Source organism: Micromonospora sp. NPDC047074 (assembly GCF_040643815.1).
GTDB lineage: Bacteria > Actinomycetota > Actinomycetes > Mycobacteriales > Micromonosporaceae > Micromonospora.
Window position 1 is genome coordinate 1 of record NZ_JBEYVB010000044.1, and the last position, 24,259, is coordinate 24,259.

A 24,259-nucleotide genomic window follows, 5' to 3' on the forward strand; every position below is an offset into this window, starting at 1 on the left:
GCGGCGCGGCGGGCCATCGGGCCCCCGTCGCCACCCGGTCGTTGACCAGCATGAACACCACCGCGTAGACGGGCGCGCCCGGCCACCTCAGAGGGGCTCGACGCCCGGCGGCAGGTCCCCGCCGGCGGTGGCGTCGCGGACGTAGTCCAGCAGGATCCGCCGTAGCTCCCGGCCGGCGTGCGTGGGCACCACGTCGCGGCGCCGGGCCACCGCGATGGTTCGCCGTACTCCGGGCGGGGCCAGCCGGGTGACGCGTACGCCCGGGCGCCGGGCCACCACGATCCCGGGCACCAACGCGACGCCCAGCCCGGCCTCGACGAAGCTGAGCACCGCGTCCATCTCGCCCCCGTCGACCGCGATGGTCGGCTCGAAACCGGCCTCCCGGCAGGCCTGGAGGGTGGCGTCACGCAGGTCGTAGCCCTCCCGGAACATCACCATCGGCTGGTCGCGCAGGTCGGTGACGCTCAGCTGGCCGGTGCCCCGCGTCCCGGGCAGTTCCTCGACCGAGGCGACCACCAGGCTCTCCCGGAGGATGGGGTCGGCGCGCAGCCCGGGGTCGGTGCCCTGCGCCGGCATGATGATCAGTGCCAGGTCGAGGTCGCCGCGCAGCAGGCCACGGACGAGGTCCTGGGAGCCGCTCTCCTCCACCCGCAGGTCGATGGTGGGGCGGGCGTCGCGGAACCGGCGCAGCACCGGCGGGGCCAGCGAGGTGGCGAGGCTGGGGGTGGCGCCGAGCCGGACCCGGCCCCGGCGCAGGCCGACCAGCTCCTGCACCTCACGGGTCGCCGTGTCCACGTCGGCCAGGATCCGCTTGGCCAGCGGCAGCAGCACCTCGCCGGCCGCGGTGAGCGTGATGTTGCCCCGTACCCGCTCGAACAGCGGGGCCCCGAGGGCCTCTTCGAGGGCGTGAATTTGCTTACTCAACGAAGGTTGGGTGATGCCCACGATGTCGGCGGCTTGGGTGAAATGTCGCACTTCTGCCACCGCGACGAAGTACTTCAGCTGATGGAGCTGCATCTACATAGCCTAAAGCTATCAAGACTGCGAGGTCGATGCATTGGACGACTGAATCAAGTGCTCCTAGCGTCGGTCGAGTGGTAGTCACGAGAACCCGGTCGCCCATCCGCTCCAGCGTCGGCCTGAAGGCCGTCATGGCGGTGACGGGCATCATCCTGGTGTTGTTCCTCATCGCGCACATGCTCGGCAACCTGAAGATCTTCACGGGGGCGACCTCGTTCGACCACTACGCGCACTGGCTGCGGGAGATCGGCGCCCCGATCCTGCCCGGCGTGTGGTTCCTGTGGATCCTGCGGATCGGGCTGGTGGTGGCGGTGCTCGGCCACATCTGGGCCGCCACCGCGCTCGCCCTGCGTGCCCGCGCCGCCCGCCCGGTCCAGTACGCGCACCGCAAGAAGGTCCAGGGCAGCTACGCGGCCCGCACGATGCGCTGGGGTGGCGTGATCATCCTGCTCTTCGTGATCTACCACATCCTCGACCTCACCACCGGCACGCTCAACCCGGTCGGCGACCCCACCCGGCCGTCCGCCAACGTGCTGGCCGACTTCACCCCGGAACGCTGGTACGTCACGCTCTTCTACACCCTGGCGGTCGTCACCCTCGGCTTCCACCTGCGGCACGGCCTGTTCAGCGCGCTGCGCAGCCTAGGTCAGCAGACCCCGCGCGGCGAGCGGCGGGCACGGGCCGTGGCACTGGGCTTCGCCGTCGTGCTCTGCGCCGGTTACCTGGCGGTCCCGTTCGCCGTACTCACCGGATTGGTGTCCTGACATGGATCTCTACACCGAAGGCGACCCGATCGCCGACGCCAAGGCTCCCGACGGCCCGATCGAGACCCGCTGGGAACGCCGCCGCTTCGAGGCCAAGCTGGTCAACCCGGCCAACCGCCGCAAGATGACCGTGATCGTGGTCGGCACCGGCCTGGCCGGCGGCTCGGCCGCCGCCACGCTCGCCGAGCAGGGCTACCGGGTCCGGTCCTACTGCTACCAGGACAGCCCGCGCCGGGCGCACTCCATCGCCGCGCAGGGCGGCATCAACGCCGCCAAGAACTACCGCAACGACGGCGACTCCGTGCACCGGCTCTTCTACGACACCGTCAAGGGCGGCGACTTCCGCTCCCGGGAGTCGAACGTGCACCGGCTGGCCGAGGTCTCGGTCAACATCATCGACCAGTGCGTCGCCCAGGGCGTGCCGTTCGCCCGCGAGTACGGCGGCCTGCTGGACACCCGATCGTTCGGCGGCGCGCAGGTGCAGCGCACCTTCTACGCCCGGGGCCAGACGGGCCAGCAGCTGCTGCTCGGCGCGTACCAGGCACTGGAGCGGCAGATCGGCCTCGGCAACGTGGAGATGAACGCCCGGCACGAGATGCTGGAGCTGATCGTCGTCGACGGCAAGGCCCGGGGCATCGTGGTCCGGGACATGGTCACCGGTGAGATCACCACCGAGTTCGCCGACGCGGTCGTGCTCGCCTCCGGCGGCTACGGCAACGTCTTCTACCTCTCCACCAACGCCAAGGGCTGCAACGTCACCGCCACCTGGCGGGCCCACCGCAAGGGCGCGTACTTCGCCAACCCCTGCTACACGCAGATCCACCCGACCTGCATTCCGGTCTCCGGCGACCACCAGTCGAAGCTGACCCTGATGAGCGAGTCGCTGCGCAACGACGGCCGGGTCTGGGTGCCCAAGGCCAAGGGCGACACCCGCAGCCCGCGGGACATTCCCGAGGACGAGCGGGACTACTACCTGGAGCGGATCTACCCCTCCTTCGGCAACCTGGTCCCCCGCGACATCGCCTCGCGCGCCGCGAAGAACGTCTGCGACGAGGGGCGCGGCGTCGGGCAGACGGGGCTCGGCGTCTACCTCGACTTCGGCGACGCCATCGACCGGCTCGGCCGCAAGGCCATCGAGGCCAAGTACGGCAACCTCTTCGAGATGTACGAGCGGATCACCGGCGAGAACCCGTACGAGGTGCCGATGCGGATCTACCCCGCCGTGCACTACACGATGGGCGGCCTCTGGGTCGACTACGACCTCCAGTCCTCCATCCCGGGTCTCTTCGTGATCGGCGAGGCGAACTTCTCCGACCACGGCGCGAACCGGCTCGGCGCCTCGGCGCTGATGCAGGGCCTAGCCGACGGCTACTTCGTGCTGCCCAACACCATTGCCCACTACCTGGCGACCAACCCGTCGGAGAAGATCGACGCCACCCACCCGGCGGCCGTGCAGGCCCGCGCCGACGTCGAGGACCGGATCCAGCGGCTGCTGGCCGTCGACGGCGACCGGACCGTCGACTCGTTCCACCGCGAGCTGGGCCAGATCATGTGGGAGCACTGCGGCATGGAGCGCAGCGAGGCCGGGCTGCGCAAGGCGATCGACGAGATCCGCGCCCTGCGGGAGCAGTTCTGGCAGCGGGTCAAGGTGCCGGGCAGCGGCGAAGGGCTCAACCAGTCGCTGGAGAAGGCCGGCCGGGTGGCCGACTTCTTCGAGCTGGCGGAGCTGATGTGCATCGACGCCCTGCACCGCGAGGAGTCCTGCGGCGGTCACTTCCGGGCCGAGCACCAGACGCCGGACGGCGAGGCGGAGCGCGACGACGACCGCTTCGCGTACGTCGCGGCGTGGGAGTTCACCGCCACCGGCGAGCCCTCGGTGCTGCACAAGGAAGACCTGAACTTCGAATACGTCCACCCCACGCAGCGGAGCTACAAGTGAACCTGACCCTGCGCATCTGGCGCCAGACCGGCCCCGAGGACAAGGGTCGGATGGTGACCTACAAGGTCGACGACGTCTCCCCGGACATGTCGTTCCTGGAGATGCTCGACGTGCTCAACGAGCGGCTGATCCTCGGCGGCGATGAGCCGGTGGCGTTCGACCACGACTGCCGCGAGGGCATCTGCGGCATGTGCGGCCTGATGATCAACGGCGACGCGCACGGGCCGCAGCGCGGCACCACCGCCTGCCAGCTGCACATGCGGCAGTTCTCCGACGGCGACACGATCGACATCGAGCCGTGGCGGGCCCGGGCCTTCCCGGTCATCAAGGACCTGGTGGTCGACCGGGGCGCCTTCGACCAGATCATCGCGGCCGGCGGCTACATCACCGCGCCGACCGGCAGCGCCCCCGAGGCGCACTCCACCCCGGTCGCCAAGGCCAACGCGGACGCCGCCTTCGAGGCGGCGGAGTGCATCGGCTGCGGCGCCTGCGTGGCGGCCTGCCCGAACGGCTCCGGCATGCTCTTCACCGCGGCGAAGGTCACCCAGCTCTCGTTGCTGCCGCAGGGCCAGCCGGAGCGCTACACCCGGGTGATCGGCATGGTCGACGCGCACGACGAGGCCGGCTTCGGCGGCTGCACCAATGCCGGCGAGTGCACCGTGGTGTGCCCCAAGGGCATCCCGCTCAACACCATCGGTCGACTCAACCGCGACTACCTGATGGCCACCTCGAAGCGGGGCGACAACACCCCCGGTTCCTGACACCGGACCGGCCAGCGGGCCGCCGCACCCCGCAAGGGTGTGGCGGCCCGCCCGCATTTCCGCCGGAACTCATGCCCGTGGGCCGGAAGTGGGCGACGCGACGGATACGGCCTATGGCCCCTGTCGAGCTGCCCCGTCCATGGGACCAGCCGCCAACCGAACGTCATCACGCCGGCACCCGGGTGCGCGTGCCCGGAGTCAACCGGCACCTGCACCGGCACGGCCGCCGCGCGCCGCGCGCCACGCGCCACGCGGCACGCGGCACGCGGCACGCGGCACGCGGCACGCGCCTAGGAGATCTTGGTACGAAACGGCCCCTGCATGGGCCGTTTCGTACCAAGATCTCGCGCATGGCAAGGCGGCAGGCTCAGCGAGTTCATTCCCACAGACGCGGCTTCACCGCCCCGTCCACGCCGCTCCAAGGCACCCCGACCCGGCCCTGCCTGGACGCCGGCCCCGCGGCCATCAAAGATCGCCGCCAACATGACACCGATCGGGTCCTATAACAGGCAAAATATCCGGTTTCGGGGCGCGGGCGGCACCACACCGGCACGGACGGCAGCACACCGGCACGGACGGCAGCACACCAGCACACGGCCGCGCATGCACGCCTGCCCCATCCCGCGGGGCAGCTCGACAGCGTCGTGCAAGCACCCCGCCACCCTGCGCACCGACCGGCGTGCCCGCACCGGCACCGGCACGAGCCCTGACCCGGGCACCGGCACCGGCAACGGGCCGAAGGTGGGGCGGGTCGGCTCGCCGTCCGGTTCAAGTCGCGTCGGCCGGGTAGCAGTCCGGGCACGACGCGCAGAGGGGGCGACGGACATGAAGGCAGTGACCTGGCAGGGCAAGCGGGACGTACGGGTGGAGGAGGTCCCCGATCCACGGATCGAGGAGCCGACGGACGCCGTCGTCCGGATCACCTCGACCGCGATCTGCGGATCGGACCTGCACCTGTACGAGGTGCTCGGGCCGTACCTGAAGCCCGGCGACGTCCTCGGCCACGAGCCGATGGGCATCGTCGAGGAGGTCGGCCCGGGGGTGACCCGGCTCAGGCCGGGCGACCGGGTGGTGGTGCCGTTCAACATCTCCTGCGGCTCCTGCTGGATGTGCGACCGGCAGTTGTACGCGCAGTGCGAGACCACCCAGGTCACCGCCGAGGGCAAGGGCGCCGCCCTGTTCGGCTACACCTCGCTCTACGGCTCCGTGCCCGGTGGGCAGGCGGAGTACCTGCGGGTGCCGCACGCCCAGTTCGGCCCGATCAAGGTCCCCGAGACCGGGCCCGACGAGCGCTGGCTGTACCTGTCCGACATCCTGCCGACCGCCTGGCAGGCGGTGAGGTACGCCGACACCCCGCCCGGCGGCACCCTCGCCGTCTTCGGGCTCGGGCCGGTGGGCCAGCTCAGCGCCCGCATCGGCCGGCACCTCGGGGCGGGCCGGGTGATCGGGCTGGACCTGGTGCCGGAGCGGTTGGCCATGGCCCGCCGGCACGGCATCGAGGTGCTCGACGTCACCGAGCTGGACGACGTGCCGGGCGCCCTGATCGACCTCGTCGACGGGCGTGGTCCGGACGCGGTGATCGACGCGGTGGGCATGGAGGCGCACGGCGCCCCCGCTGGCAAGTTCGCCCAGGCCGCCGCCGGGCTGCTGCCCGACAAGCTCGCGCAGACCATGACCGACCGGGCCGGCGTCGACCGGCTGGTCGTGCTGAAGGCCGCGGTGAAGGCCGTGCGGCGCGGCGGCACCGTCTCCGTCTCCGGGGTGTACGGCGGCGAGGTCGACCCGATGCCCCTGATGGAGATGTTCGACCGGGGCATCCAGCTGCGGATGGGCCAGTGCCACGTGCGCCGGTGGACCGACGAGATCGTCGATCTGCTCTCGGGCGACGACGACCCGCTGGGCGTGGCGGACCTGCGTACCCACCGGGTGCCGCTGACGCGGGCGCCGCAGGCGTACGAGATGTTCCAGAAAAAGGAGGACGGCTGCGTCAAGGTCGTGCTCGCACCGTGACCCGGGCCGGTGGTCGTGACCGGCGGTGGCCGCACCGCCGGGATCACCGGCGTCGATCGTTTCGCCTAGGGTGGTTTGCCGGAGAACGCTCCGGTACATCACGACGGGAGAGACGATTGACTATCCGGGTGAACCGCAGGACCGCGCTGGGACTGGGCACGGTGGCCACGGCGGGAACGGTGCTCGGCGCCGCCACGCCGGCGTCCGCCGACCCCGAGGTCACCGAACCGGCCCCGGCGACACCCCGGCAGGCCGCGCGGCGGGTGGCAGCCAGCTACGCGCGGGAGACCGAGCGCGCCGGCGGCAACTGGCAGGCGTACGTCAGCGTCGCCGACCCGGCCGGTGAGCCGGTGGTGGCGGTGGCCGCCGAGCCGGACCGGCGGATCGAGGCGTACAGCGTCAACAAGATCGCGGTCGCCGCCGCGGTGCTGGACAAGGTCGACCGCGGGCTGCTGACCCTGGACCAGCGGGTCGAGGTCACCGCCGCGATCGTGGTGCCCGGCGGGGACGGCATCTTCAGCCTGGACGGCGCGTACCCCAGCTTCGTGACGCTCGGTCACGTGCTGGCCAACCTGCTGACCGTCTCCGACGACACGGCGGTACGGCTGTGCGGCCTGGTCTGCCCGGCCGCCGAACTCAACGAGATCCTGCGCGGCAAGGGCTTCCCGAACACGCAGGTGCAGCCGGTGGCCAACCCCAACCGGTTCTTCCTCGGCACCAGCACCCCCCGGGAGACCCACGACCTGCTGCGCGCGCTGGTCGGCGGCACGCTGCTCTCGCCGGCCTCCACCGCGTTCGTGCTCCGGCAGCTGCGGGCGCCTGCCGCGTTCACGGACGGGATCCGGCGCGTGATGTCCTCGGCCGAGCGGGCCCGGATCGCCACGAAGGCCGGCTGGTTCGCCGACGCCCGGCACGAGGCCGGGGTGATCTTCGACGCGGCGGGCGCGCCCGTGCTGACGTACGCCCTCTTCGCGGACGGGCAGGCCGACCCGGACGATTTCGGCGCGACGCACCCCGCCGTCGAGGCCCGGGCCCGGCTGGGCCGGCGTTTCCTCGCGTCGGTCGACCGCCTCACCGGCACCGGCGCCACCCACCGCCCGTCCGTGCATCGTCCCAGCAACGGCGGCTGATCCGCCCCGCGACAGGCCGGGGCCCGCCGCCGCGGCGGCGGGCCCCGGCGGACCTCCGGCGGCCGTTTGTCGGCCGGGCTACGGTGTACGACGGGGCACGGCGGGAGGGACGACGATGAGCGCACCACGGGACGGCACCGGAGGAGACCGGGCGCTCGGGCGCCGGCTGCGCGGGGCCGCCGGGCTGGCCGCGCTCGCCGGGCTGGCGTGGGCGGCCCGGGACGTGCCGGCGGCGCTCCGCGGCCGGCTCACCGGCGTCCGGGCGGAGCGGGCCGCCCGCTCGCCGCGGTTCCGCGACGGCACCTTCCACAACCCGGGCGGCACCCGCTCGATGGCCGGCGCCCCCGACCGCAACCTGATCCGCGAGTTGATCTTCGGCAAGCAGAAGCGCCGGCCGACCGCCCCCGTGCCGCTGCTGCGCCCGGACACCGCGCCGGCCGCGCACGTCGAGCGCGAGCTGAACGTCGTCTGGTACGGCCACGCCTCCGCGCTGATCGAGATCGAGGGCCGGAAGGTGCTGCTCGATCCGGTGTGGAGCGAACGCTGCTCGCCGTCTGCCCTGGTCGGGCCGCGCCGGCTGCACGAGCCGCCGGTACGCCTCGACGAGTTGCCCGAGGTAGACGCGATCCTGATCTCGCACGACCACTACGACCACCTCGACATGGCGACCGTCCGGGCGCTGCTGACCAGCCAGTCGGCACCGTTCCTGGTGCCGCTCGGGGTGGGCGCGCACCTGGACCGCTGGGGCGTGCCCGCGGCGCGGATCGTCGAGCTGGACTGGTCGGAGAGCCACCGGGTGGCGGGGCTGGAGATCACCGCCACCGCCGCACAGCACTTCTCCGGCCGCGGGCTGCGTCGCGACGGCACGCTGTGGAGCTCCTGGGTGGTGGCCGGCACGCACCGGAAGGTCTTCTACACCGGCGACTCCGGCTACTTCGACGGCTACGCGGAGATCGGCGCGGAGCACGGTCCGTTCGACGTCACGCTCATGCAGATCGGCGCGTACGACCGGGCCTGGCCGAGCATCCACATGTTCCCCGAGGAGGCGGTCGCCGCCCACCTCGACCTGCGCGGCGGGCTGCTCCTCCCGGTGCACTGGGCGACGTTCAACCTCGCCCTGCACGACTGGTCCGAGCCGGTGGACCGGATCTGGGCCGAGACGAAGGCCCGGGGCGTGCGGCTGGCCGTGCCGCGCCCCGGGGAGCGGGTGGTGGTGGACGACCCGCCGCCCGTCGACGGCTGGTGGCAGGCGGTCGCCTGAGGAGTGTGCCGGCTCAGAGGACGAAGGCGTCGGTCCAGAGCGCCCCGGAGCGGCCCGACAGGGCGTCCAGCATGGCGACCGCCTGGCCGTCGGTGAGCTGGGCGACGAAGTCGATGATCGCCCGGCCGCGGGCCTTGCCGATCCGGTCCGGCGTACGCGGATGCAGCTCCGCCTCGGCGAGCTCGACCAGGTCGTGCAGGCGGCGCGGCAGCCGGGATTCCTCCTCGGGGTCGAGCAGCCAGTCCAGCAGCGCCTCCACCAGGGTGCCCAGCAGCCGGGCCTGCCCGCGCTGGTGCAGGGCCAGGTCCGGCCGGGCCAGCACGAACCGGTGGTGGACGAACTTGAGCACCTGCACCTCGTGCCACTGCGCGGGGGCGAGCAGCACGTGGCCGGAGCGGACCGAGGGCCGGTCGACCACCGTGATCGCGTCCACGAAGCGGGTCGTCCACCGGGCGGAGAACCGGGCCACGTACTGCTCCGCCTCGATGGATCCGTCGAAGGGCATGGCCAGCAGCCCCTCCACCAGCTCCTCCCGGACGTGCTCGACGGCGGCGGCGAACGCCTCGTCGGCGGCGATCCAGGCGTCCTTGCGGTGCAGTTGCCGGCGTAGCCGCTCGATCGCCGCGCCGGGCCGGCGGGCGGCGGCGGCGAGTGCCGCGTCGGTGATGGCCCGGAGGTGCCCGCTCTCGCGCTGCCAGGCCGTCAGCTCGGCGGCGACCGCGCCCTGCTGGAGCACCCCTACCCGGTAGAAGTCCTCCACGTCATGGATCGCGTACGCGATGTCGTCGGCCGTGTCCATCACCGACGCCTCGACGGTCTGCTGCCAGTCGGCGATGCGGCCGACGAACGGTTCCCGCGCCTGCCGCAGGTCGTCGACCTCGGTCCGGTACGCCCCGAACTTCGACGAGCCGCTGCCCGGGTCGTCCGGCGGCACGGTGGCGCCGCGCGGCGGCGGGTCCATCAGCCGCGGGTGCGGGTCCGGATGGTCCAGCCGCGTCCACGGGTACTTCAGCATCGCCGCCCGCACCGCCGCCGTGAGGTCCAGGCCGGTGGTCGCGGCGCCGCGGATCTCGGTGCTGGTGACGATGCGGTACGACTGCGCGTTGCCCTCGAAGCCGTCGGTCAGCCCGAGCCGCTGCCGGGCCAGCCGGTCCAGCACCCGCTCGCCCAGGTGCCCGAACGGCGGATGGCCGAGGTCGTGCGCGAGCGCGGCGGCCTCCACCACGTCCGGGTCGCAGCCGCCCAGCTTCTCCAGCAGGTCGCGGTGCCGGTCCTCGGCGGTGAGCCGTTCGGCGACGGCACGCGCCACCTGGGCGACCTTGAGGCTGTGGGTCAGCCGGTTGTGCACCAGCAGGCCGGAGCCGCCGGGGCTGACCACCTGGGTCACGCCGTTCAACCGGGCGAAGAACGGCGAGGACACGATGCGGTCCCGGTCGGCACGGAACGGGCTGACGGCGAGGTCGCCGAGGGCCCGGGCGCTGCCGCCGAAGAGCCGCCGGGCCCGCGGGTCCGCGGGAGGTTCCATGATCGCCACGCTAGCGCAGCCCGGCCCGGGACGGTGCACGACCGCCGGTGGCGCCGGGTGGTGGCGGCACGCCGGGCCGGGGGCGGCGACGGCCGTCGGTGCGGGCCGGCACAATGCACAACGGAACCCACACCGAAGGCGGATCGAGATCGTGACCCTCTCTGTTCATCAGCGGATCGCCGAGGAGCTCGGCGTCGCCGAGCGCCAGGTACGGGCGGCCGTGGAGCTGCTCGACGGCGGCGCCACCGTGCCGTTCATCGCCCGCTACCGCAAGGAGGCCACCGGCCTGCTCGACGACACCCAGCTGCGCACCCTTGAGGAGCGGCTGCGCTACCTGCGCGAGCTGGACGAGCGGCGCGCGGCGGTGCTGGAGTCGATCCGCGGGCAGGGCAAGCTCGACGAGGCCCTGGAAGCGCAGATCCTGGCGGCCGACTCGAAGTCCCGCCTGGAGGACATCTACCTGCCCTACAAGCCCAAGCGCCGGACCCGGGCCCAGATCGCCCGCGAGGCCGGGCTGGAGCCGCTCGCCGAGTCGCTGCTGACCGACCCGGGCCAGGACCCGCGCCAGGCCGCCGCCGGCTACGTCGACGCGGAGAAGGGCGTGGCGGACCCCGCCGCCGCCCTGGAGGGCGCCCGGGCCATCCTCATCGAGCGCTTCGCCGAGGACGCCGACCTGATCGGCACGCTGCGCGAGCAGATGTGGTCGCGGGGCCGGCTGGCTTCGCGGGTACGCGACGGGCAGGAGACGGCCGGCGCGAAGTTCGCCGACTACTTCGACTTCGCCGAGCCGTACCCGAGGCTGCCCTCGCACCGCATCCTGGCCATGTTCCGGGGCGAGAAGGAGGGCGTGCTCGACCTGACCATGGAGCCCGAGGAGGCCGGCGAGAGCGACGCGGCGCCCACCGGGCCGACCCGCTACGAGGCGGCGATCGCCGGCCGGTTCGGCGTCAGCGACCAGGGTCGGCCGGCGGACCGGTGGCTGACCGACACGGTGCGCTGGGCCTGGCGCACCCGGATCCTCATCCACCTCGGTGCCGACCTGCGGATGCGCCTGTGGCAGGCGGCGGAGGAGGAGGCGGTGCGGGTCTTCGCCACCAACCTGCGCGACCTGCTGCTGGCCGCGCCGGCCGGCACCCGGCCCACCATGGGGCTGGACCCGGGCCTGCGTACCGGCGTGAAGGTCGCCGTGGTGGACGCGACCGGCAAGGTGGTGGCGACCGACACGATCTACCCGCACGAGCCGCGCCGGCAGTGGGACGCCTCGATCGAGACCCTCGCCCGGCTGGCCGGGGCGCACGGCGTCGAGCTGGTCGCCATCGGCAACGGCACCGCCAGCCGGGAGACCGACAAGCTCGCCGGCGAGCTGATCAAGCGGTACCCGCAGCTCAACCTGACGAAGGTGGTGGTCTCGGAGGCCGGTGCCTCGGTCTACTCCGCCTCCGCGTACGCCTCGCAGGAGCTGCCCGGGCTGGACGTCTCGCTGCGCGGCGCGGTCTCCATCGCGCGCCGCCTGCAGGACCCGCTCGCCGAGCTGGTCAAGATCGATCCGCGCTCGATCGGGGTCGGCCAGTACCAGCACGACCTGTCGGAGGTGAAGCTCTCCCGGTCGCTCGACGCGGTGGTGGAGGACTGCGTCAACGCGGTCGGCGTCGACGTCAACACGGCCTCCGCACCGCTGCTGACCCGGGTCTCGGGCATCGGCGCCGGCCTGGCGGAGAACATCGTGCTGCACCGCGACGCCAACGGCCCGTTCCGCTCCCGGGCCGAGCTGAAGAAGGTCGCCCGGCTCGGGCCGAAGGCCTTCGAGCAGTGTGCCGGCTTCCTGCGCATCCCCGGTGGCGACGACCCGCTGGACTCCTCCAGCGTGCACCCCGAGGCCTATCCGGTGGTGCGCCGGATCCTGTCCAGCACCGGGCAGGACCTGCGGTCGCTGATCGGCAGGAGCGCCATCCTGCGGGGGCTGCGGGCCACCGACTTCGTCGACGACACCTTCGGCCTGCCCACCGTCACCGACATCCTCGCCGAGCTGGAGAAGCCGGGTCGCGACCCACGGCCGGAGTTCCGCACCGCCACCTTCGTCGAGGGGGTGGAGAAGATCAGCGACCTGGTCCCCGGCATGGTGCTGGAGGGTGTGGTGACCAACGTCGCCGCGTTCGGCGCGTTCGTGGACGTCGGCGTGCACCAGGACGGTCTGGTGCACGTCTCGGCCATGTCCCGGACGTTCGTGAAGGACCCGCGCGAGGTGGTCAAGTCCGGCGACGTGGTCCGGGTCAAGGTGCTCGACGTCGACGTGCCCCGCAAGCGGATCTCGCTCACCCTACGGCTGGAGGACGACGCGGCGGCCGGTGACGGGCGTGGTGGCCCGGACGGCGGGCGCCGCGAGCGCGGTGGCCAGGGCGGGCAGGGTGGACCGCGCGGCGACCGGGGCGCCTCGCGGGGTGGTCAGGGCGGCGGACGCGGCGGTCAGGGCGGACAGACCGGCCAGGGCGGTCGCGGCGGCTCGCCACGGCAGGGTCGCGCCGGTTCGGGGCCCGCGCCGGCGAACGACGCCATGGCCGAGGCGCTGCGCCGGGCCGGACTGGCCTGACCGTGAGAGCTGGCCTGGTCAGCACCGGCGGCGCCCGTTCGGGGATGCTCACGCCTGAGCGGGCGTCCGTCGGCGGCTCGAAAGACGCCTGCGGAACGCAGCCGAGCTGATGTCGTAGACGATTCAAGCCACGACACTCCCCCCACCCCCCACCCGCCACCCGCGCCCGCGCCCGCTCGCCTCGCCTCGCCTCGCCTCGCCGATCTTGCACTTTGTGCCCAGACATAGCGCCCATAAGTGACATTCAGGGGGCCTAAACTGCAAGATCGGCGAGGGCGAGGGCGAGGGCGAGGCGAGGGCGAGGGCGAGGGCGAGGCAGGGGCGGGCGGGGCGGGGGCGGGCGGGTGTCGGGGCGTAGCGTCGCGGGTGTGAATGAGGACGACGGCCGGGACTGGCGGGAGCGGCAGCGGCGGGCGGTGCGGGCGCACGCGGCCGCCGACGAGCGCCGGCGGGCCACCGAACAGGCCGAGGCGGCGGAGCAGGTCGCCTGGTTCGTCGCCGAGGCGGTCCGGCGCGGGCTGCCCACGGACCGGCTCACGGCGCGGGGCTACGACGGGCGCGGGAGCTACCGGACGAGGCTGCGCGGCTGGTACGTCGACCGGGCCCACACCCGGGCCGTCGACGTCGACGGGCGGTTCTACCTGCTGACCGTGGCGGGTGGCCTGCGCGCCCGGCTGTTCGGGGCAGACCCGCAGCCCGGTCCGCCGCCGCTGGTGGTCGGCGCGGGGGGCCGGGACGGCGAGTCGATCCCGCTGCGCACACTGCTCGCCCGCCGGCTGGAGGCGGGCGACGCCACCCCCTGACGGGGGTCGGGGAGGCGCGACCGAGGTCGGGGAGTCGCGACCGAGGTCGGGGAGTCGCGACCGGGGTCAGGGAGGCGCGACCGAGGTCGGGGAGTCGCGACCGGGGTCAGCGGGTGGCGCCGCCTGACCGGCGCCGCCGGCCCAGGTGCCACCACCAGGACTGCTGCACGGCCAGCGTGACCAGGCCTGCTAGCACGATCGCGCAGAGGTTGATCACCAACTGGAGTGCCGAGCCGGACGCCTCGTGCCAGATGCCGTACGCGACGGCGACGGCCACGTTCGCGGCAGCCGGCACGGTGGTCACCGAGATCAGCACCCCGACCAGGCTGCCGGACTTCTTCGAGGTCAGGGAGAGCATGCCGGCCACCCCGGCGAGCAGGCCGACCACCCAGGACAACGCGTCCGGCCGCCAGATGAAGTCGGTCAGCGGGCGTTTGGCCTCCAGCATCCCGCGGTCGACCAGCCCGGCGGCGTCCAGCCCCCACGTGCTGAGGACGGTGACCACCATGGCGGCGAGGAAGCCGACCACCAGGGCCTGCACCGAGCGGACGATGACCGGCAGGTTGCGGCGCAGCAGCGCCACGCAGAGCGCCGCCAGCGGGCCGAACTCGGGGCCGACCACCATCGCGCCGACGATGAGGATCGGCTGGTCGAGCATGACGCCGACGCCGGCGAGCATGGTGGCGACGGTGATCAGCACAAGGTAGGTGGCGGAGAGTTCCGTCTGCTCGCCGGTCTTGGCGGCGATCTCGTCCCAGACCACCGCGTCCGCCCCGCTGCCCGGTGCCCGCTGCGCCGCCCGGTCGGCCGCCGAGGAGATGGCCAGCTCGACGTCGTCGGCCGAGATGGCGCCGCGCTCCTCCACGCCGAGTTGCCGCAGGCCGTGCAGCACGCTGTCGGCGCTCTCCCGGACCACGTCGCAGAGGATGAGGTCGCCCTCGGGCTGGCGGGCGGCGCCCTGGAGCACCGCCAGGTGGGTCACTCCCGGATCGGCGGCCAGCAGGTCCGCCACGGCCGGGGACTGGTCCGGCGGTGCGATGACCCTCAGGTGCAGCAACGGCTCTCCCCCACGACGGTCGACCGGAGCACTCTACTGCCGCCACGGTCGGAGCGAAGGGGCACGTCTTCGGCCCCCGGCCGCGTCCTGCCGGGCCGCTCGGCAGTTGACCTGTCGGGTTCCGAACCTACTGTCACCGTTACGCCGTGCTGTCGCGTTCGTACCTGATAGAACCGGTTTGCTGACCGATGACCGATCCTGCCTGGAGGTCGAGACCTTGCCTGGTTCCGTGGACACATCGGGAAACCACACGGAGCGGCCCTGGCCGGAGGCCGTCAAGCGGGCCGTCGACGTACTGGCCGCCGTGCTGTTGCTCGTGCTGACCGCGCCCCTGGTCCTCGCGGTCGCGGCGCTGGTCGCCGTGGGCCTCGGGCGCCCCGTGCTGTTCCGGCAGCGGCGGGCGGGGCGGCACGGCCAGGTGTTCGAGCTGGTCAAGTTCCGCTCCATGCTGCCGCCGGACCCCGGACGGGGGCGGGTGCGCGACGGCGACCGGCTCACGCCGCTGGGGCGGTTCCTGCGCGCCACCAGCCTGGACGAGCTGCCCACGCTGTGGAACGTGCTGCGCGGCGACATGAGCCTGGTCGGCCCCCGCCCCCTGCTCGTCGACTACCTGCCGCGCTACTCCCCCACCCAGGCCCGCCGGCACGAGGTCAGGCCTGGGGTCACCGGGTTGGCCCAGGTGCGGGGACGCAACAGCCTGGGCTGGGAGGCGAAGCTGGACCTGGACGTCTGGTACGTCGACAACCGCAGCCTGCGGCTGGACCTGTCGATCCTCGCGGCGACCGTGCGCACCGTGCTGCGCCGCGAGGGGATCTCCGCGGCGGGCTCGGCCACCGCGCCCGAGTTCCTCGGTACGCCGTCGCTCGTCCCCGCCACCGCGCCGGCACCGGACGCCGACCTGACGATCCTCACCGGAGGTCGCCGATGAGCCGCGCCATCCTGCTCTCCCCGCCCGACGTCGGGCCGCTGGAGGAGTCGTACCTGATCGCGGCCCTGCGGTCCGGCTGGGTCGCTCCGGTCGGGCCGGACCTGGACGCGTTCGAGCGTGAGGTCGCCGCGCGGGTGGGCACCGAAGGGGCCGTGGCGGTGAGCTCCGGCACCGCCGCGCTGCACCTGGCGCTGCTCGGGGTGGGGGTCCGGCCCGGGGACGCCGTCGTCGTGCCCACGCTGACGTTCGTGGCCACCGCGAACGCCGTCCGGTACGCCGGCGCGCGGCCGGTCTTCGTCGACTGCGACGCGCAGACCGGCAACATCGACGTCGGCGGGGTCGCCGAGCTGATCCGCGCCCTCGCCGCCCGGGGCGAACGCGTCGGCGCGGTCGTCCCGGTCGACCTCTTCGGCAGCTGCGCCGACTACACCGCGCTGGCGCCCGTCTGCGCGGCGGCGGGCGTGCCGGTCGTCGAGGACGCCGCGGAGGCCCTCGGCGCGACCCACCACGGGCGGCCCGCCGGCGGCTTCGGGCAGGCGGGGGTCCTCTCCTTCAACGGCAACAAGATCATGACCACCTCGGGCGGCGGGATGCTCGTCTCCGACGACACGGCGCTGCTCGCCCGGGCCCGCTACCTGTCGACCCAGGCCCGGGAGCCGACGCCGCACTACGAACACCGCGAGACCGGCTACAACTACCGGCTCAGCAATCTGCTCGCCGCGCTGGGCCGCGCCCAGCTCGTCCGGTTGGACGGCATGATCGCCCGGCGCCGGCAGCTGCGCGACCACTACGCCAAGCTCTTCGCTGCGGCTCCGGGTGTGCGGCTGCTCGGTGCGGAGGACGACGGCTCCAACTGCTGGCTGACCACCATCGCCGTGGACCCGCGGCGGGCCGGCTGGCGGGCCGCGGACCTCGCCGCCCACCTGGGCGGACGGGGCATCGAGACCCGCCCGGTGTGGAAGCCGATGCACCTGCAACCGGCGTACGCCGACGCGGAGCGCCTCGTCACGGGGGCGGCCGAGCGGCTGTTCGCCGACGGGCTGGCCCTGCCCAGCGGCAGCGCCCTGACCGAGGGGCAGATCGGCGTCGTCCTCGCCGCCGTCGAGGAGTTCCTGGCGGCCCGGGCGGGAGCGTCGACGGCGTGACGATCCCCCTGGTGGTCGTCGGCTGCGGCGGGCACGGACGGGAGGTCCTCACGATCGCCCGGGCGATGGACTCCGCCGGCCGGCCCCGCTGGCGCCTGCTCGGGTTCGTCGACGACCGCCCGTCCGAGGAGAACCTGAAGCGGGTGCAGCGCCTCGACGTGCCCTTCCTCGGCGGCCTCGACTGGCTGCGCGACGCGCCCCCGGACACGCACCATGTCATCGGCATCGGCGACCCGCGCGTCCGGCGGGTGGTCTCCGGCCGCATCGACGCGTACGGCACGCCGGCGGCGAGCCTCGTGCATCCCGCGGCGACGATCGGGCCGGACATCGTGCACGGCCCAGGCTTCGTCGCCTTCGCCGGCGCGCGGGCCACCACCAACGTCACGGCGGGCCGGCACGTGCACCTGAACCAGAACGCGACCGTCGGGCACGACTGCGACCTCGCCGACTTCGTGTCGGTCAACCCGCTTGCCGCCGTCTCCGGCGACTGCCGGCTGGCCGAGGGGGTGCTCGTCGGCACGACGGCGGCCGTGTTGCAGGGCCTGCGGGTGGGGCGGGACAGCACCGTCGGCGCGGGTGCCTGTGTCGTCCGGGACGTGCCGGACGGGGTCGTCGTGAAGGGCGTCCCCGCCCGCTGAACCGGCGGCTCCCCCGGCCACTCGGAGCGAAATTCGGTCATCTGATGTGAAATGCCGCAAGATTCGCTTTAGGGCATGTATCAACTAACAGAGCCCAAAGCTCCTTCCGCCCCCCGGCGGAAGCGGTCGGAGACGGACAGGGAGCACAGATGCCGCCGGAAACAGAGACCACCCCCCTCAGCGAGCAGGAATCACCTCGGGCCAGGGCACGCCGCCGCACCATCGGATTTCTCGCCACCGACAGCACCGCCTGGGTCGGTGGGTTCGTCGCCGCTGTCTGGTTCCGGTACGAGTTCGCCCTGACAGCCGACCAGCTCGCGCGGGCCGCCGCCTGCGGTGCGCTCGCCGCCATCGTGCACGTGACCGTCGCGGCGGTACGCCGGATCTACTCCGGCCACCACCCCCTGGGCAGCCTCCAGGAGGTACAGGGCGTCGCCGGCACCACGGCCAGCACGGCCGCGATCATGCTGGTCGGGCTGCTGCCGGCCGACACCCGACCGGTCCCGGCGAGCGCGCCACTGGTCGGGGGCGCCCTGGCGCTGCTGTTCATGCTGACCGCCCGGTTCACCTACCGCCACCGTCGCGACCTCGCCATGCGGCCGGACGTCCGGTCCTCGACCCCCGTGCTGCTGTTCGGGCTCGGCGACGCCGGACAGGGGCTGCTCCGGGCCATGCTGAGCGACCCGCGCGGGCGGTACCGGCCCGTGGGGGCTCTCGACGACGACCCGCACAAGCGGGACCTGCGCATCGGCGCGGTACGCGTGCTCGGCGGCCGGCGGGACGTCGCGGACGCCGTCCGGCGTACCGGCGCCACCACGGTGATCTTCTCCGTCGCCAATGCCGACGCCGCGCTGATCCGGCAGATCCGGGAGGCGACCCTGCCGACGGGGGCGGCGTTCAAGGTGCTGCCCCCGGTCCGCGACCTCGTGGACCACCGGATCACCGTCACCGACGTCCGCGACGTGCAGATCGGCGACCTGCTCGGCCGCCGACAGGTGGTCGCCGACATGCAGCTGCGCACCAACGGGCTCAGCGGCCGGCGGATCCTGGTCACCGGCGCCGGCGGTTCCATCGGCTCGGAGCTGTGCCGGCAGGTGATGAAGGCGGATCCGGGCGAGCTGATGATGCTCGACCGTGACGAGTCGGCCCTGCACGGGCTCCAGATGTCGCTGGCGGGCCGGGCCCTGCTGGACGGCCCCGAGCTGATCCTCGCCGACCTGCGCGACGACGAGGGCATCCGGCGGATCGTCCGCGACCGCAAGCCGGATGTCATCTTCCACGCCGCCGCGCTCAAGCACCTCACGCTGCTCCAGCGGCACCCGGGCGAGGCGGTCAAGACGAACGTCTGGGGCACCCTCTCGGTGCTCGACGCGTGCCGCGACGTGGCCCGCTTCGTCAACATCTCCACCGACAAGGCGGCCGACCCCATCAGCGTGCTCGGCTACTCGAAGCGGATCACCGAGCGACTGACCGCGCACGCCGCCTCCCGCTTTCCCGGCACGTTCCTCAGCGTCCGGTTCGGCAACGTGCTGAGCAGCCGCGGTTCGGTCGTGACGGCGTTCCAGCGGCAGATCGAGCAGGGCCGCCCGCTCACCGTCACCCACCCGGAGGTGACCCGCTATCTGATGACGGTGCAGGAGGCGGTGCACCTGGTGCTGCAGGCCGCCGAGATCGGCCGCGACGGGGAGGCACTGGTGCTGGACATGGGCGAGCCGGTCCGCATCGCCGACCTGGCCCGGCAGATGGCCGAACAGGCGGACAGCGACGTGCCGATCGTCTACACCGGACTGCGCCCCGGCGAGAAGCTGCACGAGGACCTGCTCGGCACCGGCGAGGCCGACACCCGCCCACTGCATCCGCTGGTCTCGCACGTGACGGTGCCCGCCCTGGACCCGATCGAGGTCAGCGGCCTTGACCCGTACGACGATCCGGAGAAGGTCGTCGCGCAGCTCGCCCTGCTCTGCGCCCAGCCGGCCGGGCCGGTCCGCGGCGCCTCGGTGCAGGTGCCGTTGTCCCGCTGACCCGGGCCCTACGCGGTGACGCCGCCGACCCGTCGGGTCGGCGGCGTCACCGTGCGGGGCGGACGGCCGGGTTCAGCGGCGGATGCCCGCCCAGTCGTGGTGCCGGCGGACGGTGGAGAGGATGAAGTCGACCACCCGGCGGGAGGTGTCCGGGACCCGGTAGTCGACCGGGCACGGCACCCCCTGGGCGGCGACCTGGCCCACGGTGACCTCGACCGCCTCGACCACACCCTGCGGGTCGAGGCCGGTCATGATGATCCCGCCGGCGTCCAACGCCTCGGGACGTTCGATCGACTCGCGCAGCGTCACGGCGGGGAAGCCGAGGATGGCGGCCTCCTCGCTGATCGTGCCGCTGTCGGAGAGCGTGCAGTGGGCCCTGCTCTGCAGGTGCACGTAGTCGAAGAGGCCGAACGGCTCGTGGAACGCGATCCCGGCGAGGGCGGTGGCGTCGGGTGCCAGGGCCTCCAACCGCTTGCGGGTGCGCGGATGGGTGGAGACCAGCACCTGGTATCCCCACCGGTCGCGGACGGCCTTGAGGCAGTCGAGCAGCCGCTGGAGGCGGGCCGGCTGATCCACGTTCTCCTCGCGGTGCGCGCTGACCACGAAGTACCGGCCGGGCACGAGGTCGAGTTGGCGCAGGATCCCCGACGCCCCGATGTCGGCCCGGTAGTGCTCCAGCACCTCCCGCATGGGGGAGCCGGTGTGCAGGATGCGGCGCGGGTGCAGCCCCTCGGCCAGCAGGTTGCGCCGGGCGTGTTCGGTGTAGACCAGGTTGAAGTCCGCGACGTGGTCGACGAGCCGCCGGTTGGTCTCCTCCGGGACGTTGAGGTCGAAGCAGCGGTTGCCGGCCTCCATGTGGTAGACCGGCACCCGCATCCGCCGGGCCATCAGCGCGGCGATGCAGCTGTTGGTGTCGCCGAGCACCAGCAGGGCGTCCGGTCGGGTCTCGGCGATCGCCGTCTCCATGCCGACCAGCACACCGCCCAGCACCCGGCCGAGCGACGAGGTGTCCACCCGGAGGAACCGGTCCGGCTCGCGCAGCCGCAACTCCTTGAAGAAGACGTCGGACAGCGTGCTGTCCCAGTTCTGCCCGGTGTGCACCAGCAGGTGGTCCACCGTGTCGTCGAGCCGGGCGATCACCCGGGACAGTCGGATGATCTCGGGTCGGGTGCCGACCACCGTCATGATCCGGGTCATGCCCGTCCTCTCTCTGCTGCCAGCTTGGTCATGATGTCCTCGAACTGGTCCACACCGACCCGCAGCGACATGCGCTCCTGGTAGACCCGCCGGGCCCGCTGGCCCAGCTCCGCCCGGGTCGCGGCGGGCTCGGCCGCCGCCACGGAGAACCGCGCGGCGAGCGCGCGCCAGTCCTCCGGCGGGCAGACCAGCCCGACCCCGGCCGAACGGACCAGGGCCGCGGCGTCGCCACCCACGGAGGCGATCACCGGTGTGCCGCACGCCAGGGCGGCCTGCAACTTCGACGGGATGCTGCCGCGCAGCGCCGGCAGGTCGCGCAGGCAGACGAGCTGCCAGTCGGCGGCCGCGTACAGCTCGGCCATCTGTTCGGCGGGCCGCCGCCCGACGAACCGCACGTTGTCGGCGCCGAGGTCGGCGGCGAGCCGGCGGGCGGCCGGCTCGCCCGCGCCGGAGCCGACCAGCACCAGGTCGACCCGGTCGCGGGCGGCGGCCGCCGCCCGGATCGCGGTCTCGATCCCCTGCAACAGGCCGATGTTGCCGGCGAACATCACCGTGCAGCGCCCGCGGTGGCCCAGCACCGCGCGGGCCGCGGCCGTGGCCGGCACCGGCCGGAAGAGCGCGTCGTCGGTCCAGTTCCACACCACCCGGACCCGGGCCGGGTCCGCGCCACGGGCCACGACCAGGTCGGCCATCGCCGGCGAGATCACCACGATGGCGCCGGCCAGGCGGTACGTCGCGCGCATCAGCGCCGCGACACCGTGCTCCAGGGCCCGCCCGGACCGGCCGGTGGGTGACATGCCCGACTGGAGCACCGACTCCGGCCACAGGTCCTGGACGTGCAGCACGATCGGCGTACGCCGGGCCAGCCGGGCGAGCGCCGCCGCGGCCACCGAGGTGGGTGGCGGGTGGTAGACGTACGTGACGTCGGTGCCGGCCAACCAGCGGACGCCGCCCAGCGCGCTGCTGGCCCCGAAGGACAGGTGGCTCAGCGCGCGCCGGGCGGCGGACGTGTCATGGCTGGGGTAGGCGGGCACCCGCCGGACGGCGACCGGCCCGTCGTCCTCGACGTGCCGCCAGCGCTGTCGCCAGCCCGGGAAGATCCGGCCGTGCGGATAGCTCGGGAAGGTGGTGAGCACCCGCACGTCGTGGCCCCGCTCGGCCAGTTGACGCGCCAGGTTGCCGGGGATGAACACCCCCTCGGGCGGGTACCACTGGCTGACCAGGCCGATCCTCACGCGGGGGCCGCCATGTGCCGCGGCCGGGGCGCCTCCACCGGCTCGGGCCAGGTGTCCGGGCGGGCCGGGTCGAACAGCTCGTTCGTCCAGAACATGGTGACCAGCTCGTCCGGGCCGGTGTTGACCAGGTTGTGCACCCACATGGTGGGCATGTCGACAAGCACCGGCTCGGCGCCGGAGACCGCGAACCGGACCACCTCGGTGTCGCCGACCCGGCGCAGGCTGATCTCCGCCGTGCCGCGCAGCACGACGAAGCGTTCCACCTTGGCCAGGTGGAAGTGTTCGCCCCTGGTGACGCCGGGGCGGGTGGTGGAGCAGAAGGTCTGCCCGCCTCCCCCGTGCGCCTTGACCGTCTCGACCAGTTCGCCCCGGGCGTCGGCCCGGCGGGGCAGCGCCAGCGGGTAGTGCGCCGGGAAGCAGTGCGAGCGGTAGGTGTTGAACAGCCGTACGTCGTGCCGCTCCACCAGGGCCGGCAGTTCGCCCGTACGGTAGGTGGCGGCGACGTCGGCGAGCCGGTCGGCGAGGGCCCGCACGCCGGTCCGCAGCTCCGGCATCGCCGGGTCCCACGATCCCCCGGCCGGGGCGCCGACGAGCCGGGCGGCCGCGTCGGTGACGTGCACCAGGCCCAGCTCACGGTCGCCGTGCACCTCCGGCTGCCCGCCCTCGGCGAGCAGCCGGCAGAAGGTGGCGACCGCGGAGTTGTAGAACGGCCGCCCGTGCTCCCCGTAGAGGTTCGGCAGCAGGACGTCGTCGACGGGCACGCCGGCGTCGGCCAGGATGCCGGCGGCGGTGGCCTTGGCGTCGCCGTACGGCGTGCCGTTGCCGGCCTGCACCGAATTGGCGAAGACGACCGCGCCGGGCGGCCTGGGACAGTGCTTCAGGCCCTGGGCGAGCTGGGCGGCGAGCTGCACGTTGCCGGCGGCCACGTCCGCCGGCTCGCCCCGGTTGACCCCGGCCAGGTGCAGCACCCGGTCGACCCCGCTCACCTTCGCCGCGACCCGCTCCGGGTCGGTCAGGTCGTCGCGGGTGACGACGACCGGCTCCGGCCAGCCGAGCACCCGCAGCAGCACCCGCGCGTGCCAGCCGAGGAATCCGCCCGCCCCGGTGACCGCCAGCCTCAGCACGCCAGCACCGGGTCCCGCAGGGCCAGCTCCGCACGGACCTCCGGCAGCGTCTTCAGCAGCTCGACGATCTGCGGTACGTCCAGCCGCGCCGCGTTGGCGGAGTTGAACTCCTCCGGCGGCCCCTCGCCGAGCTCGCCCTCGGAGACGTAGAGCGCGTAGTTCAGGTCGCGGGCGTCCAGCGGCACCCGGAGGAAGTCGCCGAAGTCGTCGGCCTGGGCGAGTTCCTCCCGGCTGGCCAGGGTCTCGTCCTGCTTCTCGCCGTGCCGTACGCCGATCACGTCGAGCTTGGCGGGCACGTCGAAGAGCTGGCAGACCGCTTCGGCGAGGTCGCCGATGGTGCAGGCGGCGGCCTTGCGGATGAAGATGTCGCCGGGCCGGGCGTGCTGGAAGGCGTGCTCGACCAGCTCCACCGAGTCGGCCAGCGACATCAGGAACCGGGTCATTCCCGGGTCGGTCACGGTGGGCGCCCGGCCGGCCTTGATCTGCTCGATGAACAGCGGGATCACCGAGCCGCGCGAGTACATGACGTTGCCGTACCGGACACAGGAGACCGTGGTCGCACTGTGCGGGTTGTTCCGGGCGTGCGCCTGGGCCACCTTTTCCATGAGGGCCTTGCTCATGCCCATCGCGTTCACCGGGTGGACGGCCTTGTCGGTGCTGAGCACGACCACCGAGGCGACCCCGGTGCGCTCCGCCGCCTCGACGACGTTCGCGCTGCCCAGGATGTTGGTCCGCACCGCCTCCAGCGGAAAGAACTCGCACGAGGGCACCTGCTTGAGGGCCGCCGCGTGGAAGACGTAGTCGATGCCCCGGCTGGCCCGCAGCACCGAGTCGTAGTCGCGCACGTCCCCGACGTGGTAGCGGACCCGGTCGTCGCCGAGCATCCGGCGCATGTCGTCCTGTTTGGCCTCGTCCCGGCTGAGCACCCGGACCTCGCCGACGCCGCGGTCGAGGAGCCGACGCACCATCGTCTTGCCGAAGGAACCCGTGCCGCCGGTGATGAGCACGCGGCGGCCGGTGGTCGAATACGTCACTGGTTGCTCCCCGTCTCGGCTCTCGGAAGGCGACCGGCGCGCACCGCGGGTCGGGGCGGCGGTCACACCACCCGCAACGA

The 24,259-nt window shown here is 73.2% G+C and carries 19 protein-coding genes; 12 read left to right on the top strand and 7 right to left on the bottom strand.

Features of this window, described 5'->3' with window-relative positions:
* Positions 1-87: 87 nt before the first annotated feature.
* Complete coding sequence (locus ABZ809_RS30350; protein ID WP_357566052.1) at positions 88-1,017, bottom strand: LysR family transcriptional regulator; 930 nt, start codon at positions 1,015-1,017, stop codon at positions 88-90.
* A 35-nt stretch (positions 1,018-1,052) separates the two neighbouring features.
* Between ABZ809_RS30350 and ABZ809_RS30355 the strand changes: the two genes are divergently transcribed.
* The 6 genes from ABZ809_RS30355 (at position 1,053) to ABZ809_RS30380 (ending at position 8,885) form a co-directional block, all read left to right on the top strand.
* Positions 1,053-1,784 (top strand): succinate dehydrogenase cytochrome b subunit, encoded by a 732-nt coding sequence (locus ABZ809_RS30355; RefSeq protein ID WP_357566054.1) that lies wholly within the window; start codon positions 1,053-1,055, stop codon positions 1,782-1,784.
* 1 nt (position 1,785) lies between these two features.
* On the top strand, positions 1,786-3,723 hold the full coding sequence (locus ABZ809_RS30360; RefSeq protein WP_357566055.1) for a fumarate reductase/succinate dehydrogenase flavoprotein subunit: 1,938 nt from the start codon (positions 1,786-1,788) through the stop codon (positions 3,721-3,723).
* Entirely contained in the window at positions 3,720-4,484 is a 765-nt protein-coding gene (locus ABZ809_RS30365) for a succinate dehydrogenase/fumarate reductase iron-sulfur subunit (protein ID WP_357566056.1), read from the top strand. Before ABZ809_RS30360 ends, ABZ809_RS30365 begins: the two co-directional genes overlap by 4 nt.
* Positions 4,485-5,309: 825 nt before the next feature.
* Complete coding sequence (locus ABZ809_RS30370) at positions 5,310-6,494, top strand: zinc-dependent alcohol dehydrogenase (RefSeq protein WP_357566058.1); 1,185 nt, start codon at positions 5,310-5,312, stop codon at positions 6,492-6,494.
* Between the two features lie 128 nt (positions 6,495-6,622).
* Positions 6,623-7,624 carry a serine hydrolase gene (locus tag ABZ809_RS30375; RefSeq protein WP_357566060.1) on the top strand — a complete coding sequence of 334 codons (1,002 nt, stop codon included), beginning with the start codon at positions 6,623-6,625 and terminating at the stop codon, positions 7,622-7,624.
* A gap of 115 nt (positions 7,625-7,739) precedes the next feature.
* Positions 7,740-8,885: an MBL fold metallo-hydrolase gene (locus tag ABZ809_RS30380; RefSeq protein WP_357566061.1), complete on the top strand. Its 1,146-nt coding sequence runs from the start codon at positions 7,740-7,742 to the stop codon at positions 8,883-8,885.
* Positions 8,886-8,898: 13 nt separating this feature from the next.
* Here the strand turns inward: ABZ809_RS30380 and dgt are convergent, their stop codons facing one another.
* Complete coding sequence (dgt, locus tag ABZ809_RS30385; RefSeq protein ID WP_357566063.1) at positions 8,899-10,410, bottom strand: dGTP triphosphohydrolase; 1,512 nt, start codon at positions 10,408-10,410, stop codon at positions 8,899-8,901.
* A gap of 151 nt (positions 10,411-10,561) precedes the next feature.
* Between dgt and ABZ809_RS30390 the strand changes: the two genes are divergently transcribed.
* Positions 10,562-12,997 carry a Tex family protein gene (locus ABZ809_RS30390; protein ID WP_357566064.1) on the top strand — a complete coding sequence of 812 codons (2,436 nt, stop codon included), beginning with the start codon at positions 10,562-10,564 and terminating at the stop codon, positions 12,995-12,997.
* Between the two features lie 368 nt (positions 12,998-13,365).
* Complete coding sequence (locus ABZ809_RS30395) at positions 13,366-13,800, top strand: hypothetical protein (protein WP_357566066.1); 435 nt, start codon at positions 13,366-13,368, stop codon at positions 13,798-13,800.
* Between the two features lie 106 nt (positions 13,801-13,906).
* Here the strand turns inward: ABZ809_RS30395 and ABZ809_RS30400 are convergent, their stop codons facing one another.
* Positions 13,907-14,857 carry a DUF389 domain-containing protein gene (locus ABZ809_RS30400; RefSeq protein WP_357566067.1) on the bottom strand — a complete coding sequence of 317 codons (951 nt, stop codon included), beginning with the start codon at positions 14,855-14,857 and terminating at the stop codon, positions 13,907-13,909.
* Between the two features lie 229 nt (positions 14,858-15,086).
* Between ABZ809_RS30400 and ABZ809_RS30405 the strand changes: the two genes are divergently transcribed.
* The 4 genes from ABZ809_RS30405 (at position 15,087) to ABZ809_RS30420 (ending at position 19,589) form a co-directional block, all read left to right on the top strand.
* Complete coding sequence (locus ABZ809_RS30405; protein WP_357566068.1) at positions 15,087-15,785, top strand: sugar transferase; 699 nt, start codon at positions 15,087-15,089, stop codon at positions 15,783-15,785.
* Positions 15,782-16,930, top strand: coding sequence for an aminotransferase class I/II-fold pyridoxal phosphate-dependent enzyme (locus tag ABZ809_RS30410; RefSeq protein WP_357566069.1), 1,149 nt, complete (start codon positions 15,782-15,784; stop codon positions 16,928-16,930). Before ABZ809_RS30405 ends, ABZ809_RS30410 begins: the two co-directional genes overlap by 4 nt.
* On the top strand, positions 16,927-17,568 hold the full coding sequence (locus ABZ809_RS30415; protein ID WP_357566070.1) for an acetyltransferase: 642 nt from the start codon (positions 16,927-16,929) through the stop codon (positions 17,566-17,568). Before ABZ809_RS30410 ends, ABZ809_RS30415 begins: the two co-directional genes overlap by 4 nt.
* A gap of 149 nt (positions 17,569-17,717) precedes the next feature.
* Complete coding sequence (locus tag ABZ809_RS30420; RefSeq protein WP_357566071.1) at positions 17,718-19,589, top strand: nucleoside-diphosphate sugar epimerase/dehydratase; 1,872 nt, start codon at positions 17,718-17,720, stop codon at positions 19,587-19,589.
* 72 nt (positions 19,590-19,661) lie between these two features.
* Here the strand turns inward: ABZ809_RS30420 and wecB are convergent, their stop codons facing one another.
* From wecB to ABZ809_RS30440, 4 genes are read right to left on the bottom strand one after another with little or no spacing between them, the layout of a single operon-like run.
* The gene (gene wecB / locus ABZ809_RS30425; protein ID WP_357566072.1) at positions 19,662-20,786 is read right to left on the bottom strand and encodes a UDP-N-acetylglucosamine 2-epimerase (non-hydrolyzing); all 1,125 of its coding nucleotides are present in this window, start codon (positions 20,784-20,786) and stop codon (positions 19,662-19,664) included.
* Positions 20,783-22,021 carry a glycosyltransferase family 4 protein gene (locus ABZ809_RS30430; RefSeq protein ID WP_357566073.1) on the bottom strand — a complete coding sequence of 413 codons (1,239 nt, stop codon included), beginning with the start codon at positions 22,019-22,021 and terminating at the stop codon, positions 20,783-20,785. The genes wecB and ABZ809_RS30430 overlap by 4 nt, the downstream gene beginning before the upstream one ends.
* Positions 22,018-23,145: an NAD-dependent epimerase/dehydratase family protein gene (locus ABZ809_RS30435; RefSeq protein WP_357566074.1), complete on the bottom strand. Its 1,128-nt coding sequence runs from the start codon at positions 23,143-23,145 to the stop codon at positions 22,018-22,020. The genes ABZ809_RS30430 and ABZ809_RS30435 overlap by 4 nt, the downstream gene beginning before the upstream one ends.
* Positions 23,139-24,179, bottom strand: coding sequence for a polysaccharide biosynthesis protein (locus ABZ809_RS30440; protein ID WP_357566075.1), 1,041 nt, complete (start codon positions 24,177-24,179; stop codon positions 23,139-23,141). Before ABZ809_RS30440 ends, ABZ809_RS30435 begins: the two co-directional genes overlap by 7 nt.
* Positions 24,180-24,259 lie beyond the last annotated feature (80 nt).